At 40.0% G+C, this 19,957-nt stretch carries 13 protein-coding genes, 9 tRNA genes and 2 rRNA genes (1 of these 24 running past the window's edge); 23 read left to right on the top strand and 1 reads right to left on the bottom strand.

Translation table 11 applies throughout. The annotated features are described in order from the left end of the window. The 12 genes from ACWATA_RS23555 to rocF form a co-directional block, all read left to right on the top strand. Positions 1–1,864, top strand: a 23S ribosomal RNA gene (locus ACWATA_RS23555) (it extends 1,072 nt beyond the left edge of the window). Positions 1,865–1,973: 109 nt separating this feature from the next. Next, positions 1,974–2,089: ribosomal RNA gene (gene rrf / locus ACWATA_RS23550) — 5S ribosomal RNA — on the top strand. 9 nt (positions 2,090–2,098) lie between these two features. Next, positions 2,099–2,173: transfer RNA gene (locus tag ACWATA_RS23545), tRNA-Asn, on the top strand. A 3-nt stretch (positions 2,174–2,176) separates the two neighbouring features. Continuing rightward, positions 2,177–2,251, top strand: a tRNA-Glu gene (locus tag ACWATA_RS23540). A 23-nt stretch (positions 2,252–2,274) separates the two neighbouring features. Beyond that, positions 2,275–2,350 (top strand) — tRNA-Val (locus ACWATA_RS23535). 4 nt (positions 2,351–2,354) lie between these two features. Then, positions 2,355–2,430: transfer RNA gene (locus ACWATA_RS23530), tRNA-Thr, on the top strand. Positions 2,431–2,438: 8 nt separating this feature from the next. After that, positions 2,439–2,522, top strand: a tRNA-Tyr gene (locus ACWATA_RS23525). Positions 2,523–2,529: 7 nt separating this feature from the next. Further along, positions 2,530–2,604 (top strand) — tRNA-Gln (locus ACWATA_RS23520). A 4-nt stretch (positions 2,605–2,608) separates the two neighbouring features. Next, a tRNA-Lys gene (locus ACWATA_RS23515) sits at positions 2,609–2,681 on the top strand. Between the two features lie 9 nt (positions 2,682–2,690). Next, positions 2,691–2,765, top strand: a tRNA-Gly gene (locus tag ACWATA_RS23510). A gap of 22 nt (positions 2,766–2,787) precedes the next feature. Beyond that, positions 2,788–2,863: transfer RNA gene (locus ACWATA_RS23505), tRNA-Ala, on the top strand. A gap of 163 nt (positions 2,864–3,026) precedes the next feature. Then, positions 3,027–3,926 (top strand): arginase, encoded by a 900-nt coding sequence (rocF, locus tag ACWATA_RS23500; protein ID WP_028411907.1) that lies wholly within the window; start codon positions 3,027–3,029, stop codon positions 3,924–3,926. An 82-nt stretch (positions 3,927–4,008) separates the two neighbouring features. Here rocF and ACWATA_RS23495 read toward each other — a convergent pair whose 3' ends face one another. Beyond that, a complete protein-coding gene (locus ACWATA_RS23495; protein ID WP_223260213.1) occupies positions 4,009–4,179 on the bottom strand; it encodes an aspartyl-phosphate phosphatase Spo0E family protein in 171 nt (56 codons plus the stop codon). A gap of 155 nt (positions 4,180–4,334) precedes the next feature. On the opposite strand from ACWATA_RS23495, the gene sigW reads away from it, so the two are divergent. From sigW to ACWATA_RS23440, 11 genes are all read left to right on the top strand, one after another. After that, the gene (gene sigW / locus ACWATA_RS23490; protein ID WP_013054969.1) at positions 4,335–4,898 is read left to right on the top strand and encodes an RNA polymerase sigma factor SigW; all 564 of its coding nucleotides are present in this window, start codon (positions 4,335–4,337) and stop codon (positions 4,896–4,898) included. A gap of 14 nt (positions 4,899–4,912) precedes the next feature. Further along, a complete protein-coding gene (locus ACWATA_RS23485) occupies positions 4,913–5,518 on the top strand; it encodes an anti-sigma factor family protein (protein ID WP_013081391.1) in 606 nt (201 codons plus the stop codon). Between the two features lie 191 nt (positions 5,519–5,709). Then, positions 5,710–6,531: a diadenylate cyclase CdaA gene (gene cdaA / locus ACWATA_RS23480; RefSeq protein WP_013054971.1), complete on the top strand. Its 822-nt coding sequence runs from the start codon at positions 5,710–5,712 to the stop codon at positions 6,529–6,531. Beyond that, the gene (locus ACWATA_RS23475) at positions 6,524–8,080 is read left to right on the top strand and encodes a CdaR family protein (protein WP_473050197.1); all 1,557 of its coding nucleotides are present in this window, start codon (positions 6,524–6,526) and stop codon (positions 8,078–8,080) included. Before cdaA ends, ACWATA_RS23475 begins: the two co-directional genes overlap by 8 nt. A gap of 28 nt (positions 8,081–8,108) precedes the next feature. Next, positions 8,109–9,455: a phosphoglucosamine mutase gene (gene glmM, locus ACWATA_RS23470; protein WP_028411905.1), complete on the top strand. Its 1,347-nt coding sequence runs from the start codon at positions 8,109–8,111 to the stop codon at positions 9,453–9,455. A gap of 430 nt (positions 9,456–9,885) precedes the next feature. Continuing rightward, entirely contained in the window at positions 9,886–11,688 is a 1,803-nt protein-coding gene (glmS, locus tag ACWATA_RS23465) for a glutamine--fructose-6-phosphate transaminase (isomerizing) (RefSeq protein ID WP_014461996.1), read from the top strand. Positions 11,689–12,549: 861 nt separating this feature from the next. Continuing rightward, complete coding sequence (locus ACWATA_RS23460; protein WP_098113864.1) at positions 12,550–13,266, top strand: YebC/PmpR family DNA-binding transcriptional regulator; 717 nt, start codon at positions 12,550–12,552, stop codon at positions 13,264–13,266. 170 nt (positions 13,267–13,436) lie between these two features. Then, positions 13,437–14,534 (top strand): SH3 domain-containing protein, encoded by a 1,098-nt coding sequence (locus ACWATA_RS23455; protein WP_473050239.1) that lies wholly within the window; start codon positions 13,437–13,439, stop codon positions 14,532–14,534. Between the two features lie 160 nt (positions 14,535–14,694). Then, on the top strand, positions 14,695–16,587 hold the full coding sequence (locus tag ACWATA_RS23450; protein WP_028411903.1) for a PTS mannitol transporter subunit IICBA: 1,893 nt from the start codon (positions 14,695–14,697) through the stop codon (positions 16,585–16,587). A gap of 60 nt (positions 16,588–16,647) precedes the next feature. Continuing rightward, on the top strand, positions 16,648–18,738 hold the full coding sequence (locus ACWATA_RS23445; RefSeq protein WP_033580794.1) for a BglG family transcription antiterminator: 2,091 nt from the start codon (positions 16,648–16,650) through the stop codon (positions 18,736–18,738). 5 nt (positions 18,739–18,743) lie between these two features. After that, on the top strand, positions 18,744–19,886 hold the full coding sequence (locus ACWATA_RS23440; RefSeq protein ID WP_028411901.1) for a mannitol-1-phosphate 5-dehydrogenase: 1,143 nt from the start codon (positions 18,744–18,746) through the stop codon (positions 19,884–19,886). The last annotated feature ends 71 nt before the right edge of the window (positions 19,887–19,957 follow it).

Here is a 19,957-nt window from a genome sequence, read left to right as displayed (position 1 = left end):
AAAGGATGTGGAGTTGCTTAGACAACCAGGATGTTGGCTTAGAAGCAGCCACCATTTAAAGAGTGCGTAATAGCTCACTGGTCGAGTGACTCTGCGCCGAAAATGTACCGGGGCTAAACGTATCACCGAAGCTGTGGATTGACATCTTTGATGTCAGTGGTAGGAGAGCGTTCTAAGTGCAGCGAAGTCAGACCGTAAGGACTGGTGGAGCGCTTAGAAGTGAGAATGCCGGTATGAGTAGCGAAAGACAAGTGAGAATCTTGTCCACCGAATGCCTAAGGTTTCCTGAGGAAGGCTCGTCCGCTCAGGGTTAGTCGGGACCTAAGCCGAGGCTGAAAAGCGTAGGCGATGGCCAACAGGTTGATATTCCTGTACCACCTCCCCGCCGTTTGAGTAATGGGGGGACGCAGTAGGATAGGGTAAGCGCGCTGCTGGATATGCGCGTTCAAGCAGTTAGGCTGATGAGTAGGCAAATCCGCTCATCATGAAAGCTGAGCTGTGATGACGAGGGAATTATAGTACCGAAGTTCCTGATTCCACACTGCCAAGAAAAGCCTCTAGCGAGGCGGGAGGTGCCCGTACCGCAAACCGACACAGGTAGGCGAGGAGAGAATCCTAAGGTGATCGAGAGAACTCTCGTTAAGGAACTCGGCAAAATGACCCCGTAACTTCGGGAGAAGGGGTGCTCTGGTAGGGTGTATAGCCCGAGAGAGCCGCAGTGAATAGGCCCAGGCGACTGTTTAGCAAAAACACAGGTCTCTGCGAAGCCGCAAGGCGAAGTATAGGGGCTGACGCCTGCCCGGTGCTGGAAGGTTAAGAGGAGGGGTTATCCTTTGGGAGAAGCTCTGAATCGAAGCCCCAGTAAACGGCGGCCGTAACTATAACGGTCCTAAGGTAGCGAAATTCCTTGTCGGGTAAGTTCCGACCCGCACGAAAGGCGTAACGATCTGGGCACTGTCTCAACGAGAGACTCGGTGAAATTATAGTACCTGTGAAGATGCAGGTTACCCGCGACAGGACGGAAAGACCCCGTGGAGCTTTACTGTAGCCTGATATTGAATTTTGGTACAGCTTGTACAGGATAGGTAGGAGCCTGAGAAGCCGGAGCGCTAGCTTCGGTGGAGGCGTCGGTGGGATACTACCCTGGCTGTATTGAAATTCTAACCCGCGGCCCTGATCGGGCCGGGAGACAGTGTCAGGTGGGCAGTTTGACTGGGGCGGTCGCCTCCTAAAATGTAACGGAGGCGCCCAAAGGTTCCCTCAGAATGGTTGGAAATCATTCGTAGAGTGTAAAGGCACAAGGGAGCTTGACTGCGAGACCTACAAGTCGAGCAGGGACGAAAGTCGGGCTTAGTGATCCGGTGGTTCCGCATGGAAGGGCCATCGCTCAACGGATAAAAGCTACCCCGGGGATAACAGGCTTATCTCCCCCAAGAGTCCACATCGACGGGGAGGTTTGGCACCTCGATGTCGGCTCATCGCATCCTGGGGCTGTAGTCGGTCCCAAGGGTTGGGCTGTTCGCCCATTAAAGCGGTACGCGAGCTGGGTTCAGAACGTCGTGAGACAGTTCGGTCCCTATCCGTCGTGGGCGTAGGAAATTTGAGAGGAGCTGTCCTTAGTACGAGAGGACCGGGATGGACACACCGCTGGTGTACCAGTTGTCTTGCCAAAGGCATCGCTGGGTAGCTATGTGTGGACGGGATAAGTGCTGAAAGCATCTAAGCATGAAGCCCCCCTCAAGATGAGATTTCCCATAGCGCAAGCTAGTAAGATCCCTGAAAGATGATCAGGTTGATAGGTCAGAGGTGGAAGCGTGGCGACATGTGTAGCTGACTGATACTAATCGATCGAGGACTTAACCAAACTTTAAAAGCGTAAGCTTTACTCAGCAAACTGTTACCTAGTTTTGAGAGAACAAAACTTTTTCAAAAAAGTCTTGCTTTCTTTATCAAATCATGTATAATATAATTTGTCTGGTGGCGATAGCGAAGAAGTCACACCCGTTCCCATACCGAACACGGAAGTTAAGCTCTTTAGCGCCGATGGTAGTTGGGACTTTGTCCCTGTGAGAGTAGGACGTTGCCAGGCTATTATTATTCCACAGTAGCTCAGTGGTAGAGCTATCGGCTGTTAACCGATCGGTCGTAGGTTCGAGTCCTACCTGTGGAGCCAACTGGCCCGTTGGTCAAGCGGTTAAGACACCGCCCTTTCACGGCGGTAACACGGGTTCGAATCCCGTACGGGTCACCATTTATTTTTATCTACATAATAGTGGAGGATTAGCTCAGCTGGGAGAGCACCTGCCTTACAAGCAGGGGGTCGGCGGTTCGATCCCGTCATCCTCCACCACCGTGCCGGTGTAGCTCAACTGGTAGAGCAACTGACTTGTAATCAGTAGGTTGGGGGTTCAAGTCCTCTTGCCGGCACCATTTATATCGGAGGGGTAGCGAAGTGGCTAAACGCGGCGGACTGTAAATCCGCTCCTTCGGGTTCGGCAGTTCGAATCTGCCCCCCTCCACCATTTTTATTGGGCTATCGCCAAGCGGTAAGGCAACGGATTTTGATTCCGTCATGCGTTGGTTCGAATCCAGCTAGCCCAGCCATAGAGAGCCATTAGCTCAGTTGGTAGAGCATCTGACTTTTAATCAGAGGGTCGAAGGTTCGAGTCCTTCATGGCTCATTTTAATAAGCGGAAGTAGTTCAGTGGTAGAACACCACCTTGCCAAGGTGGGGGTCGCGAGTTCGAACCTCGTCTTCCGCTCCATTTCTATATAAAAAAACATATTGGGGCCTTAGCTCAGCTGGGAGAGCGCCTGCCTTGCACGCAGGAGGTCAGCGGTTCGATCCCGCTAGGCTCCACCATACATATAAACGTACAACCTTTAAGCAATTTGCTTAAAGGTTTTTTTGTGTAGTTTCTACAAATTAGAATTGTATATATATTCAAAAAAGTGTCGAGTTGAGCCATCGCTCATTTAGCCGTTACAATAAGAGAGTAGCAACATTTGTGATGGGGGGACATATTATGAATAAGCTTTCAATTATTGGAGTACCAATGGATTTAGGTCAAACTCGCCGAGGGGTCGATATGGGGCCAAGTGCGATACGATATGCAGGTGTTATGGAACGCATCGAGAATATTGGATATAGTGTAGAAGATAAAGGGAATATTGAAATTGCCTTAGCTGAACGAGTACATAGTGATGAAAATACAAACTTAAAGAATTTAAAAGCTGTAGCGGATGCTAGCGAAAGACTTGCTCAGACCGTAAGTGATGTTATTACAAATAAAAGGTTTCCTTTAGTGCTAGGGGGAGATCACAGCATCGCTATCGGAACACTAGCAGGAGTAAGTCGTCATTATAAAAATTTGGGTGTAATTTGGTATGATGCACATGGAGATTTAAATACAGCAGATACGTCTCCTTCCGGAAATATTCACGGTATGCCATTGGCGGCAAGTATAGGTATAGGAGACGAAGCATTGACTCGAATTGGTGGCTATGCCCCTAAAGTCAAGCCCGAGAATATTGTGATTATCGGAGCCCGTTCTTTAGATGAAGGAGAAAAAGAGCTAATAAAGGAAAAAGGAATTAAAGTGTATACGATGCATGAGATAGATCGAATGGGTATGACAAAAGTAATGGAAGAAACAATTTTATATTTGCGTGATAAAACAGATGGCGTTCATCTATCACTCGATTTAGATGGACTGGATCCACATGATGCACCTGGAGTAGGAACGCCAGTTATCGGTGGAATAAGCTACAGAGAAAGTCATTTAGCTATGGAGATGTTGGCAGAATCTCAGCTAATCACTTCTGCCGAGTTTGTGGAAGTGAATCCTATTTTAGATGAGCGGAATAAAACAGCTACCGTAGCTGTTGCATTAATGGGCTCACTTTTAGGAGAAAAATTAGTATAAAACATTATTGCCTACCAAAAGGTACATGAAACATATGTGAAGGTAAAAAAAAGAAGCTCTTAGTTCAGATTCTAGAGCTTCTTTATATAGAGAAAAACTTTTCATATTCATTTAATAGACCATCTAGCTCTGAGCTTACTCTCACCACTGTTAGTGATGATAAAGGATTTTCTGCTGCAAGAGTGACCATGTTATTTCTACATTCTTCAATTTGATTCAAAAGGTTTTCTTTTGTATGAGTCAAGCTTTCCACTCCTCTTCTTTTCATCTATACTAATTACATAACCTACGTACGATCTTTTTAAACGTATTTGACAAATTTTTGTTAAAATAATTAAGCATAAGTGAAACTTTATGATAAAGTACACGTATATATACTATCCCGCAATGGGCGGAGGTAACCGTTACATGGATTTATTATTAAAAAGAAAAATAAAAAAAGTAAAAAAAGGTGACCAGGATGCGTTTGCTGACATAGTAGAATATCACAAGGATAAACTTTTTCATCTATGTTATCGAATGCTAGGAAACCGGGAAGAAGCGCAAGACGCTGCACAAGAAGCGTTTATTCGAGCCTATGTAAATATTCATAGCTATGACACGAGTAAAAAGTTTTCCACCTGGCTATATCGAATTGCTACAAATCTTTGTATTGATCGAATTCGTAAAAAAAAGCCAGACTATTATTTAGATGCAGAAGTAGCCGGGACCGACGGGTTAAATATGTACTCTCAAATAGCTGCCGATCAGGCCTTACCAGAGGAAGAGCTAGAGCAAGTAGAATTGCAAGAATTCATTCAGTCGGAAATATTAAAGCTACCTGAGAAATATCGAACTGTCATTGTCCTAAAATATATAGATGAGCTGTCGTTAAAAGAAATCAGCGATATTTTAGACCTGCCTCTTGGTACGGTAAAGACTAGAATTCACAGAGGACGTGAAGCTTTAAGAAATCGACTTCGCCACTTGTAAGGAGTGAACTAAGAATGAAATGTCCAAAAATGTATGTAAACCTCATTCATGAGCATTTAGATGGAGATATTACAAAAGAAAATGAACTGTTATTAAAAGAGCATTTGCACCAATGCAAAGGTTGTCAGCAGCATATGCATCAGTTAAAAAGAACGATTGCATTTGTGCAAAGCACTTCTCATATAGAATTACCTATGAACTTTACAGCAGGTGTTATGGCCGGGTTACCACGTGAGAAGAATCGAATTCGAATGAATAGATGGTTTACAAACCATCCGATTCTTAGTGCAGCTGCTGTATTTGTGTTGTTAATGTCTGGCACGGTGTTTTCAGCTTGGGAAACGGATGAAGACTTTTCTGTTTCAAAGCAGCCGAACCTGGTCATTCACGATAAAACAGTCGTTGTACCAAAAGGTGAGACCGTCAAAGGTGATATTACTGTGAGAAATGGCGATATTAAAATTGAAGGAAAAGTAGATGGAAACGTTACTGTTATACATGGTGATAAGTATCTAGCTTCTGCAGGAGAAGTGACAGGCAATATTGAAGAGTTAGACAAGATTTTTGACTGGGTATGGTATAACGTCAAAACTCATGCCAAGCAAGCTGTTGACTTTTAATAGTTAAACATAAAACCGTCCGCTTATCTTGTTAGAGAGGAACAGTGGACGGTTTTATTTATATAAAAAGAAGGCTACATTATATAGGAACAAGGATTTAAAAATAAGATGTAATTTACAGTGTAATTTTGTTTTATGGTATAATAAAACGGTTATGTTATCTTTATTACATATATAGAGGAAGTGAGAAGATGCCTATTGGAGACCTGCCAATCCTCTCATATTTAGGAAAAATTGTTGATGTTCTCCTGGTATGGTTCGTCATATATAAATTAATTATGGTCATAAGAGGTACAAAAGCAGTACAGCTTTTAAAAGGAATCACGGTAATTTTAGTTGTCCGCTTTATAAGTAACTTCCTTGGACTAAATACGTTGCAATGGTTAATGGACCAAGCGTTAACGTATGGATTTTTAGCTATTATTATTATCTTCCAGCCAGAGCTGCGCCGAGCGCTTGAACAGCTTGGGAGAGGACGTTTGTTTTCACGCAGTAATTTGCCTGAAGAAGATGAACGTACCGTTACGATTGAGGCGATTATAAAAGCAACGCATTATATGGCTAAAAGACGCATAGGTGCATTGATCTCAATTGAAAGAGAGACGGGTATGGGTGATTATATTGAAACAGGTATACCGCTCAACTCTAATATTTCTTCTGAATTATTAATCAACTTATTTATACCGAATACACCACTTCATGATGGAGCGGTTATTTTACAGCGGGATCAAGTAGCCGCTGCAGCATGTTACTTACCTTTATCTGAAAGTCCTTTTATTTCAAAAGAATTAGGTACTCGCCATCGTGCTGCTGTAGGAATAAGTGAAGTAACAGATAGTGTGACTGTCATTGTATCTGAAGAAACTGGAGGCATTTCCGTTACCAAAAACGGTGAATTGTATCGTGAATTGACCATTGATACATTAAGAGAAATGCTAGAAAAAGAATTAGTCACAACTTCTAAAGCAACTTCTTCCACTCGTTGGCAATGGAGGTTGAAGAAGAATGGATAAATTGATGAATCGATCGTGGGTTATGAAAATTATCGCGTTGCTGTTAGCCTTCATGTTATATTTATCTGTTAATTTAGATGATGGTGCCAGTTCATCAAATAAAATTCTGAACCGAAGCAGTTCTGCCAACACTGGAGTAGAAACATTAACAGATGTTCCGGTTCAAGTATCCTACAATGAGAAGAACAGAATTGTAAGAGGTGTTCCGGATACGGTCATTATGACACTGGAAGGTCCTAAAAATATTTTGGCTCAAACAAAGCTCCAAAAAGATTATCAAGCTTATATTGACCTTGATAATTTAAGCTTAGGGCAGCATAGAGTTAAGGTTCAGTATCGAAATATCTCTGATAATTTAAACGTAGTGGTTAAGCCTGATATTGTAAATGTAACAATTGAAGAACGCGATTCAAAACAGTTTTCAGTAGAGGCAAGCTATGATAAAAATAAGGTCAAAAATGGGTATGAAGCAGGGGAAGCAACCGTTAGCCCAAGAGCCGTCACGGTAACGGGCGCATCAAGTCAATTAGACCAAGTTGCTTATGTAAAAGCTATTATTGATTTAGATAATGCTTCAAAAACAGTGACGAAACAAGCAACTGTTGTCGCATTAGACAAGAATTTAAATAAATTGAATGTAACAGTTCAACCAGAAACGGTCAATGTAACAATCCCGGTGAAAAATATTAGTAAAAAAGTGCCGATCGATGTGATTCAAGAAGGCACGCCAGGCGACGGTGTCAACATTACGAAGCTAGAGCCTAAAACAGATACCGTGAAAATTATCGGTCCATCTGATTCTTTAGAGAAAATCGATAAAATTGATAATATTCCAGTCGATGTTACCGGTATTACGAAATCTAAAGATATTAAGGTGAATGTCCCTGTTCCAGACGGAATAGATAGTGTAAGTCCTAAACAAATTACCGTTCATGTGGAAGTAGACAAACAAGGTGATGAGAAAGACGCAGAAGAAACGGACGCAAGTGCAGCTGAGACTAAGTCATTTAAGAATTTGCCGGTTTCTTTAACTGGTCAATCCTCAAAGTACACGTATGAACTGCTTTCTCCTACTTCAGTAGATGCGGATGTAAAAGGACCAAAATCTGATTTAGATAAGTTAACGAAAAGCGGCATTAGCTTGTCAGCGAATGTAGGGAATTTATCTGCTGGGGAGCACACGGTTCCTATTATAATAAATAGTCCTGACTCTGTTACATCAACACTATCGACTAAACAGGCAAAAGTTCGTGTAACAGCGAAAAAACAATCAGGGACAAATGATGAGCAAACGGATAAAGAAACAAGTGGAAGCACGAGCGATAAAGAAACAAAGCCAGACACGGGAAATGGATCAGGATCAGGAACAAATCCTGGGACGGGAAATTCAGGTGATTCAACTGATAAACCAAGCGAAGAGACTGATACACCTGAAGACAATACAGATACACCAACAGATAATACAGAAACTGGTGACGATAGTAGTAATCAAAGTGATGAAAATTCTACACCCGTAGATGGACAGACAGATAATACATCAGGAAACTAAATGTTTTGACATGAAGGAGAGAAAATTAATGGGTAAGTATTTTGGAACAGACGGAGTACGAGGAGTTGCCAATAGTGAATTAACTCCTGAGCTTGCTTTTAAAATTGGACGCTTAGGTGGTTACGTTCTAACAAAAGATGCAGAGCGACCAAAGGTATTAATCGGACGCGATACACGCGTTTCTGGTCATATGTTAGAAGGAGCGCTTGTTGCAGGCTTGCTTTCAATTGGTGCAGAAGTTATGCGATTAGGCGTTATTTCAACTCCAGGGGTAGCGTATTTAACAAAAGCACTTGGCGCACAAGCAGGAGTCATGATCTCTGCTTCACATAACCCAGTTCAAGATAACGGAATTAAATTCTTTGGTCCAGATGGATTTAAACTGTCAGATGCACAAGAGAATGAAATTGAAGCGTTAATGGATAGTGAAACAGATCAATTACCAAGACCTGTTGGGGGAGATTTAGGTCAGGTAAATGACTACTTCGAAGGTGGACAAAAATATCTTCAATACTTAAAACAAACGGTTGATGAAGACTTCTCAGGTATTCATGTTGCATTAGACTGTGCGCACGGAGCAACGTCATCGTTAGCAGCACATTTATTTGCAGATTTAGATGCGGATATCTCTACAATGGGGGCATCACCAAACGGATTAAACATCAATGACGGTGTAGGATCTACACATCCGGAAGCATTAAGTGCCTTCTTAAAAGAAAAAGGAGCGGATGTTGGGTTAGCATTTGATGGAGACGGAGATCGTTTAATCGCAATCGATGAAAAAGGCGAGATTGTAGACGGTGATCAAATCATGTTCATTTGTGCAAAGTACTTATATGAACAAGGACGTTTAAAGAAAAATACGCTTGTTTCTACTGTTATGAGTAACTTAGGCTTCTATAAAGCACTAGAAGCTAGCGGAATTGAAAGTGCACAAACGGGTGTAGGCGACCGTTATGTAGTAGAAGAAATGAAAGCTAATCAATATAACCTAGGTGGAGAACAGTCAGGTCATATTATTTTCTTAGATTACAACACAACAGGTGACGGTATGCTTTCAGCTATTCAGCTTGTAAACATTATGCAAGCAACGAAAAAGCCTTTATCAGAATTAGCAGCTGAAATGAAGAAGTATCCTCAGCTTCTTGTAAATGTAAAAGTAACGGATAAGCATCATGTTACAGATAACGAGAAGGTAAAAGTGGTTATTGAAGAAGTGGAAAAAGAAATGAACGGTAATGGCCGAGTACTTGTACGCCCTTCAGGAACAGAGCCGTTAGTACGTGTTATGGTTGAAGCACAAACACAAGAAGAATGTGAAACTTATGTAACGCGTATCGTAGAAGTAGTAAAAGAAGAAATGGGCTTAGAGTAATTCATTAATTATATGCATAAGCGGTGACGTTTCAAGCTGCTTATGCATATTTTTATATTGTTGAGAAAAATTCTTGGAAATTATCTGATGCTAAAGGCTGTTTTTACAGATAGTAAAGAAGATAATTGACGTTTTCTCACTTCTTATTGTAATATTAAATCTGTTCGTCTCTTAATTTATGTAAAGGAGTGAACAATCTATTTTAAAAGTGAATACAAAGCGCCTGAACTAAGTAAAGGGACGGAAACGACTTAGTTGACGAGGAGGAGGTTTATCGAAGTATCGGCGGATGCCTCCCGGTTGTTGATTATCACGGCCGAAAACTTGATGTGAAAAACAATGAGGTGACTTATTGGACAAAAGCATTGAGATGATAATCATTGATGATGAAAAGAGACTCTCTTTTCATACATGAAGGAGGATTTTATCTATGTGCGGAATTGTAGGATATATTGGAACAGAAGATTCGAAAGAAATTTTATTACGTGGTCTTGAAAAGTTAGAATATCGTGGCTATGACTCAGCAGGTATTGCAGTTGTTAACAATGAAGGCGTACACGTATTCAAAGAAAAAGGCCGTATTGCAGAATTGCGTCAGGCAGTAGATAACAGTGTTGTAGCACCAGCAGGTATCGGTCATACGCGTTGGGCAACTCATGGTGTACCAAGCCAAGAAAATGCTCACCCGCATCAAAGTACATCTGGACGCTTCACGCTTGTGCATAATGGTGTAATTGAAAACTACGCTATTTTAAAACGTGAATATTTACAAGATGTAACGTTCAAAAGCGAAACGGATACAGAAGTAATCGTTCAGTTAATTGAAAAAATCGCAGCAGAAGGCTTAGATGTAGAAGAAGCGTTCCGCAAGACAGTAAGCTTGCTTCACGGTTCTTATGCACTAGCTCTTGTTGATAACGAAGATAAAAATACAATCTACGTAGCTAAAAACAAAAGCCCGCTTCTTGTAGGTGTTGGCGAAGGATTTAACGTTGTAGCAAGCGATGCTATGGCAATGCTTCAAGTAACAGATCAGTACGTAGAATTAATGGATAAAGAAACAGTAATTGTTACAAAAGAAGGCGTAACAATTAAAACGCTTGATGGTGAAGTGGTAGAAAGAGCACCTTACACAGCAGAGCTTGATGCAAGTGATATTGAAAAAGGTACGTACCCTCACTATATGTTAAAAGAAATTGATGAGCAGCCTTTAGTTGTTCGTAAAATCATTCAAGAGTATCAAAATGAAAACAATGAACTGCACATTGATGCAGACATTTTAGGAGCAATGGATGAAGCAGACCGCATCTATATCGTAGCATGTGGAACAAGCTATCATGCAGGCCTAGTAGGTAAACAATTCATTGAAACGTGGGCGAAGGTTCCGGTAGAAGTGCACGTAGCAAGTGAATTCTCTTACAACATGCCGCTTTTATCTGAAAAGCCACTGTTTATCTTTATTTCTCAAAGTGGAGAAACAGCTGACAGCCGTGCAGTATTAGTTCAAATTAAAGAACTAGGTTACAAAGCGTTAACAATCACAAACGTTCCGGGATCAACATTATCTCGTGAATCTGATTATACGTTATTACTTCATGCAGGTCCGGAAATTGCTGTAGCATCAACAAAAGCTTATACAGCTCAATTAGCAGTCCTATCAATTCTAGCGGCTGTAACAGCAAAAACACGCGGCATTGAATTAGAATTTGATTTAGTTCAAGAGTTAGCAATCGTAGCAAACACAATGGAAGTACTTTGCGACGACAAAGAAGAAATGGAAAGCATTGCTCTTCAATTCTTAGCAACAACTCGCAACGCATTCTTTATTGGACGTTCTGTTGATTATTATGTAGGTTTAGAAGGCGCGTTAAAACTAAAAGAAATCTCTTACATTCAAGCAGAAGGATTTGCTGGAGGAGAGCTTAAGCACGGAACAATCGCTTTAATTGAAAACAATACGCCAATTATTGCATTAGCAACACAAGAACATGTAAACTTAAGCATCCGTGGTAACGTAAAAGAAGTAGTAGCACGTGGAGCTAATCCTTGTATCATTTCAATGAAAGGATTAGAAACAGAAGAAGATCGCTACGTGATTCCGAAAGTTCACGAAACACTTTCACCACTAGCAGCGGTTATTCCTTTACAATTAATCTCTTACTACGCTGCATTGCACCGCGATTGCGATGTAGATAAACCACGTAACTTAGCAAAATCAGTTACTGTAGAATAATAAGGTTCTAGACACCCTTCTATTATAGAAGGGTGTTTTTGTATATAATTCTCATTGAGCTAAAAAATATATTTGCTTGCTTCATTTATTTTATATAATAGAGTAGGTAAATGAACGAAACTCATTTATAAAAAAGGAAGTGAAAAGTATTAGTGGAGTAGCTCAAAGTATAAAGTACGTGTTGCGAGGCATCTTTTTTGTCTTGTATTTTCCCTTTTATTTTGTATTTCAAATTTTGTGTAAGATATGGATATATTTTATCGCTAAGCCCCTCATATGGATAGGAACAAGAATTATTCAACCTGTCATTGATTTCATTTGGAGATACATTATACGTTTTTTATTCGTTTATCCTATTTCTTGGCTATGGAGTGTCCTCATCTATCCTTTTATTCTCTTCGTTTGGAAACGATGTTTTTTGCCTATAACTAGATTTATATGGAAGTATGTTTTATACCCTGTTTTATACATGGTTTGTTACCCTTGTTATCTTCTATGGAAATATGTTGTGCTGCCATTTTACAATGAAATTGTTATTCCCGTGGTTTCATTTTGTCAGCGTATATTCTTCTGTTTTTGGAAAGGAGTTAAGTGGATCATAATTCATATGATCTACTATCCTTTACGGTGGATTTGGGTGAGATGTATATACAAACCGCTGAAAAAAGTATATACAAAAATCATTCAGCCTGTTATCAAATGGTTTTCTCATTTATTTAGTTAACGAAATATACCAAAAGATTGCTTGTCTTTTTTAGGTATTAAACTCGAAAGATAAGAGGGAATTGATGTATAATAAAAACGGATATATCATTGCCTATTTATTTTATTAGATTCAATTTTGAAAGAGAGTGAAACAATATGGGCCGTAAGTGGAACAATATTAAAGAAAAGAAAGCGTCAAAAGATGCTAATACAAGTCGTATATATGCCAAGTTTGGCCGTGAGATTTATGTGGCTGCAAAACAAGGTGAGCCAGATCCAGAATCAAACCAAGCGTTAAAAGTTGTATTAGAACGCGCGAAAACATACAATGTGCCAAAAGCAATTATTGACCGTGCCATTGAAAAAGCAAAGGGCGGTTCAGAAGAAAATTACGATAATCTTCGTTACGAAGGTTTTGGACCAAATGGCTCAATGGTTATCGTAGATGCTCTTACGAATAACGTAAACAGAACAGCTTCAGACGTGCGTGCTGCCTTTGGTAAAAACGGCGGTAATATGGGAGTAAGCGGATCAGTAGCGTATATGTTTGATCCAACAGCTGTTATTGGTGTAGAAGGTAAGGATGAAGAAGAGACGCTAGAACTGTTAATGGAAGCAGAAGTAGACGTGCGTGACATTTTAGAAGAAGAAGATTCTGTAATTGTTTATGCTGATCCGGATCAATTCCATGCGGTACAAAAAGCGTTCAACGATGCTGGTATTACGGAATTTACAGTAGCTGAGCAAACGATGCTTGCTCAAAATGATGTAACTCTTCCTGAAGATGCACAAGCTCAGTTTGAAAAAATGATTGATGCATTAGAGGACTTAGAAGATGTGCAGCAAGTATATCACAACGTTGATTTAGGATAATAGTGAAAGAGGCAGACCTATCAAAGAGGTCTGTCTTTTTTTATAGGCCGTGTGAAAAGCATCTATTGACCCTTTCCCTTCGTTTGGAATATGGTAAGATAATGAATTAAGAATAGAAAATAGTAGAATTTTATAAGGAATAAATGGAGGGAAAGCAGTTGAAAAAATTAATGGTGGGGATGGCGTTAACAGCTACGCTTGCAACGGCTGTAACGCCTGGCTTTGGCTCAATTGGGGGAAATCAAGAAAAGGCATATGCAGCAACAGTTACATATAAAGTAACGGCAAGCAAGCTAAATGTGAGAAGCGGAGCGGGAACGAATTACGGGATTATCGGCAGCGTAGTAAAAGATCAAACACTATCTGTGGTGAGCAAAAGCGGAAGCTGGTACAAAATTAACTATAACGGCCGCACAGGCTATGTAAGCAGCGATTATGTACAGTCATCAGGAACAACAGCGCCACCAGCAGAAAGCACAACGTATACAGTAACGGCAAGCACGCTGAATGTAAGAAGCGGAGCGGGCACCAATTATGCATCCATAGGAAGTGTGACAAAAGGCCAGAAGCTGTCTGTGATGAGCAAAAGCGGAAGCTGGTACAAAATTAACTATAACGGCCGCACAGGCTATGTAAGCAGTGACTATGTACAGGCTTCAGCTACAGCGTCTCCAAAGCTCGTAGTCGATTCTTTTAAAACGTTAGGCAACGCTCAGCAAGTCATCTTGGTTACAGCAGATAACTACGATACGAAGTCTGCTAAAATTCAAACATTTGAAAAAGTTGATGGAAAATGGAAGCAAGTTTTAACTGCGAACGGTGTACTTGGACAAAAAGGATTCGCTTTAGCGAAAAAAGAAGGAGATATGGAGTCTCCGACAGGGAAATATACAATTGGCACAGCATTCGGACGCTATGCAAATCCTGGAACTAAGCTTCCATATCGAAAGATTACATCAAATGATGTGTGGGTAGACGATTCAAAAAGCTCTCTGTATAATACGTGGCAGCAAAAGCCAGCGAATGGCCGCTGGACGAGCGCTGAGAACATGGATATCCCGGCTTATGATTATGGGTTTGTCATTAATTATAATGAATCTAGAACCCCAGGAAAGGGAAGTGCAATCTTCTTTCATGTAGGAACAAATTATACAGCAGGATGTACGGCCACTTCTAAAGAACAAGTTGTCTCTATTTTAAAATGGTTAAATCCAGAGAAAAATCCAGTTATTATTCAATCTCCTGTAAGTGAATTAGATAAATATTAAGTTAGAAAGCAGCTGAATTCGTGTAATTCAGCTGCTTTTTTATGTAATTAAAAGCTTTGTCCGTCTGTGGTACGACAAAGTTAGTTTTCCTATTCATTGAATGAAAGCGTTTAATCTCTTACGATTAAAGTATCATCACGTAGAGAAAGGAAGAGAGCAAATGGCTCAATCTAATATAAAAGTAGCTGTACAAAAATTTGGGAACTTTCTAAGTTCAATGGTTATGCCAAATATCGGAGCATTTATTGCATGGGGACTTATTACTGCTTTATTTATTCCAACAGGCTTTTTTCCAAATGAAAGCCTTGCCAAACTAGTGGATCCAATGGTCAAATATTTGCTTCCGCTGCTAATCGGCTACACAGGAGGAAAGCTTGTACACGATCAGCGCGGAGGCGTTGTAGGTGCTATCGCGACCATGGGCGTCATTGTTGGATCTGATATTCCGATGTTTCTAGGCGCTATGATTATGGGGCCGCTGGGCGGTTATATCATCAAGAAGTTTGACCAGTTTATTGAAGGTAAAGTCAAAACAGGATTTGAGATGTTAATTAATAATTTCTCAGCAGGTATTCTTGGAGGAATTCTAGCGATTCTAGCCTTTTTAGGAGTTAGCCCAGCTGTGGACGGATTTACAGGTGCACTTGTAGTGGGTGTAGATTGGATGGTTGCACATGGCCTTCTTCCTCTTACAAGTATTTTAATTGAACCAGCTAAAATTTTATTCTTAAACAATGCCATTAATCACGGCATTTTATCTCCGATTGGAGCAGAACAAATTCGAACAAACGGACAGTCCATTCTATTGTTATTAGAAACAAATCCTGGTCCGGGATTAGGAATTCTGTTAGCGTATTGCTTCTTTGGAAAAGGAACAGCAAAACAGTCAGCACCGGGAGCGGCCATCATTCATTTTATTGGCGGAATTCACGAAATTTACTTCCCTTACGTTTTAATGCGTCCTCTTCTAATCATTGCGGCTATTTTAGGAGGAATGAGCGGAGTATTTACATTTGTTCTTTTAGGAGGAGGCTTACAAGCCGTTGCTTCACCAGGAAGTATTTTGGCTATTTTAGCTGCTACACCAGGTAATGCAGGCAGCTATGTTGCAAATATCTCAGGTGTTCTTGTTGCAGCCGTCGTATCGTTTATTGTAGGTTCGTTAATTTTAAAAACGGGCAAGCAAACAGAAGATTTGGACGAAGCAGCTCGCAAAATGCAAGAGATGAAGGGCAAGAAGAGCTCTGTAGCAGGAAGCTTTACAAAACAGCAAGGCGACGTACCAGCAAGCGTTCAAAAAATTGTTTTTGCCTGTGACGCAGGTATGGGATCGAGTGCAATGGGCGCCTCTCTTCTTCGCAAGAAAGTTAAACAAGCAGATTTAAATATTTCGGTAACAAATACAGCTATCAGTAATATTCCAAGTGATGCTCAAATCGTTATTACACAGGAAGAGCTAACGCCAAGAGCTCAAAACAAAGTTCCAGATGCGTATCATATCTCGGTGGATAACTTTCTATCTAGCCCGGAATATGACAAACTAATTGATCAACTAAAAAATGATCATACTACTTCTAAGGCGGAAGAAGAAAAGAACGTATCTGCAGAAAACTATACAGATAGTAATGATGGTTTATTAAAAGAAGAAAACGTTTTCTTGAATCAGCACTTTTCTTCTAAGGAAGAAGCAATTCGATTTGCAGGAAGTGTGTTAGTAAAAGGCGGATATGTAGAAGAAAACTATGTTGAAGCGATGATTGAGCGAGACAATATGACTTCTACTTATATGGGAAATGACGTAGCGATTCCGCACGGTACGGAAGAAGCGAAAAAGAACGTTTTAAGATCAGGTTTTACAGTAATTCAAGTTCCAGAAGGCGTTGATTTTGATGGTGAGAAAGTTCGTTTGATTTTCGGAATTGCCGGAAAAGACGGCACCCATTTAGAAATTTTATCTGGTATCGCGATTACATGTTCTGATATGAACAATATTGAAAAGATGGTTCATGCCAAATCAGCTAAAGAATTAATGGCTATTATTCAAAGTAACTAACGGGATAGAAAGGCATGAAGATGCCTTTTTATCCTTTGTTTATAAATAAGAAAAGAGTTGATGTTCTTGTTTATTACTTCAAGAGAAAAATCAATCATTGAGTTAATTATTAAAACGGCAGGAAAGCATACAGCACTTACACTTGCTACTTTTTTGAATGTAAGTGTAAGAACCGTTCACCGAGATTTGAAGGCAATTGAATCAATACTTGAAAAATTTGATTTAAAGCTGATTCGTACACAAGATGAAGGACTAATGATTGAAGGTAAAAATGAACAAATTTTTCGTCTTATCCAAGAGCTGATGAAGATTAAAACGACGGATCAGTCTCCACAGGAAAGAAAATTAATTCTTTTAATTCTTCTTCTAGAAGAAGGAGATTCATTTAAATTACAAACGCTGGCTAAAGACTTAGAAGTAAGTATTACTACACTAACTGCTTATCTAGATGAATTAACAGAGTGGTTAACCACATTTGACGTTTTCCTTCATCGAAAGAGAGGGGTCGGAGTAGAGGTTCAAGCTACTGAAGCCAATAAACGGAACGCATTAGCCAATTATTTTCTTGTCCACTTTAATGAAGAGTTAATTGAATGTTTGTTTCTAGTAGAAAATCACCAGCATACGGATGAAACGATTTTGCATTATTTTTATCCGAATTATTTAGCAGAAGTAGACCGAATTGTACATCAAGCGATTAATCAGCATCATTCTAAGCTGGCTGACAGCGATTATATAGGGCTCATTGTTCATATTTGCATTATGATACAGCGAACGAAAAAGCAAATGTATCTAGAAGACGATGGCGGCCAAACGGAAGAGCTGGCGAGTGAACTGTTCTTAATGAAGGATATTTGCCGCGAAATTGAACGGGTATTTTCTCTTTCTTTCACGGAAAAAGATATTCATTTCTTAGCAGTACGGCTGCGTGCAGCTAAGTTCCAAACTACTAGAGACGTATATTACGACAGCGTAGTGGTTGGGCAGATTATTAAGAATATGATTTCTCATGTTTCTGTTCAGCTTAACACCGACTTGACCGGTGATTTTTCCCTTTACCAAGGGCTGCTTGCTCATATGGAACCGGCAATTTTTCGTCTTAAGCAAAAAATGGAGCTTTTTAATCCATTAACGGAAGAGATTAAGAAAAAGTACCCTGTTTTATTTATGGCTGTGAGAAACAGTATCGATCAAGAGCTGCCGGATTTAGTTTTTCCAGATGATGAAGTGGCATATCTTGTTTTGCATTTCGGTTCAACGCTAGTGCTAAAAGAAGAAGTCATGGAAATTCAGGCACTGATTGTCTGTCCAACTGGAATCGGCACTTCGAAAATGTTAGCTAGCCGTATTCGTAAAGAGATTCCGGAGATTAATTCAGTTGTCATTAAATCGGTAAAAGAAATCAAAGAAGCGGCGCTTGAAGGGTATGACGTAGTGATTTCAACAGTAAGACTTCCTTTTTTAAATGTCGATTACATTTTAGTCAATCCACTCTTAACCGAAGAGGATATTCAGTCCGTTCAGAATTTTTTACAGAAAAACATTCAAAAGTTAACCAAAGATAAGGGCTATCGTTCGTTCCAATATAAAAATAAGACCGTCTCTACACAAAAACCGTCTTTTGAGGAAACGATGAAGCAAATTAAAGATGTGCATGGAAGTATCGAATCAATTCTTCAAAACCTTAGAATGTATCGATTTTCGGATGCAGTGAGTCATGATCAAGTGATTTCGCACGTAGTAAAAGCAGCTGAAAAAGAACGTTTAATAACCAATGCCAGCTGCGTTATTGATCAGCTTAAGGAACGAGAAAACAAAGGCGGTTTAGGTATTCCGCAAACGAGTATGGCACTGTTCCATTGCCGTGAACATCACGTGAAAGAGCTGATTTTTCAAGTTTCACATTTAGAACAGCCTTGCACAGTTAAAGGTATGGACGGAACAAACATGCAGGCGCGTAACCTTCTATTAATGCTAGCACCTGAGGAGTTAAGTGAAGTACAGCAAGAAATCTTAAGTTTAATTAGTACAAGTTTAATTGAAGATCATGAAGCAATGATGGTTTTTTCGTCTTCGAACGAAGAGATAATTCGCAAAAGGCTAGAGGATACGTTTCATGAGTACCTTCGAAATAATTTGATAAAGGAATGATTTTTGTGAAACAAGCAGTTCATTTTGGAGCAGGTAATATTGGGCGAGGATTTATTGGGGCATTATTTTCTCAAAGCAACTATCACGTTACATTCGTAGATATTGCTGAAAAGATTATTAATCAGTTAAACACAGATGAAGGGTATAACGTAATAACAGCCGCAGAGCACCCAGAGACATTAGCTGTTCAAAACGTATCTGGTTTAAATAATCTGACGCAAGAACAAGCAGTCATTAAAGCGATTAAAGAAGCAACGTACATTACGACAGCCATCGGACCGAACGTTCTGCCTCGCATTGCTCCTTTAATTGCTAAAGGTCTGGCTGAGCGTGTGAAAACAAGCGACGAAAAGGTATATATTATTGCATGTGAAAATCAAATCTCTGCGACAGATTTATTAAAAGGCTATATTTTTGATGCGCTGGATGAAGAGACAAAAGCTCATATGGTAAATAAGGTCTTTTTCTTCAATTCAGCTGTAGATCGTATCGTACCTCTTCAACACAACCAAGGTTCGCTTGATGTTTTAGTAGAATCCTATTATGAATGGGTAGTAGAGGCACCTGAAAATATTCCTTTTGTAGAAGGAATGACGATTGTGCCTGACCTTGCTCCTTTTATTGAAAGAAAGCTATTTACAGTAAATACAGGACATGCGGTGATTGCATATTTTGGTTATTTAAAAGGAAAAGAAACGATTGATCAAACGTTAAGAGATTCAGATATTTACCAACAAGTACAGCAAACGCTACGAGAAACAGGAGACTATCTAATTAAAAGATATGACTTAGATAGAGAGGAACACGAAGCCTACATCGTAAAAATTATTGAGCGCTTTAAGAATCCTCATTTAAATGATTCAGTTAAACGGGTAGGAAGAGCGCCAATTCGCAAACTTGGACCTCAGGATCGTTTGATTCGTCCAGCGCTAGAAGCAAAAAAAGCGGGCCTTTCTTATACCCACTTAGCGAAGGCAATCGCTGCTGCGCTTCTATTTGACCCGCAAGAAGATAAAGAGGCTATGAAGCTTCAAGCGAATATTCATGAGTATGGTATTGAGTATGTGTTAAAAGAGGTCAGTGGGTTAGAGGCAAGTAATAATTTAACAAAAGAAATCATTGCTCAATATAATGCTTTAAAATCGTAAATGACTCTAATACGTGTAAACAGTCCATTTTAAATGGGCTGTTTTTCTTTTTGTAGAAAGGGAATGTTTGT

The sequence above is a fragment of the Priestia sp. USM5 genome (genome assembly GCF_058323215.1).
This window is presented reverse-complemented; position numbering and strand designations above follow the sequence as displayed.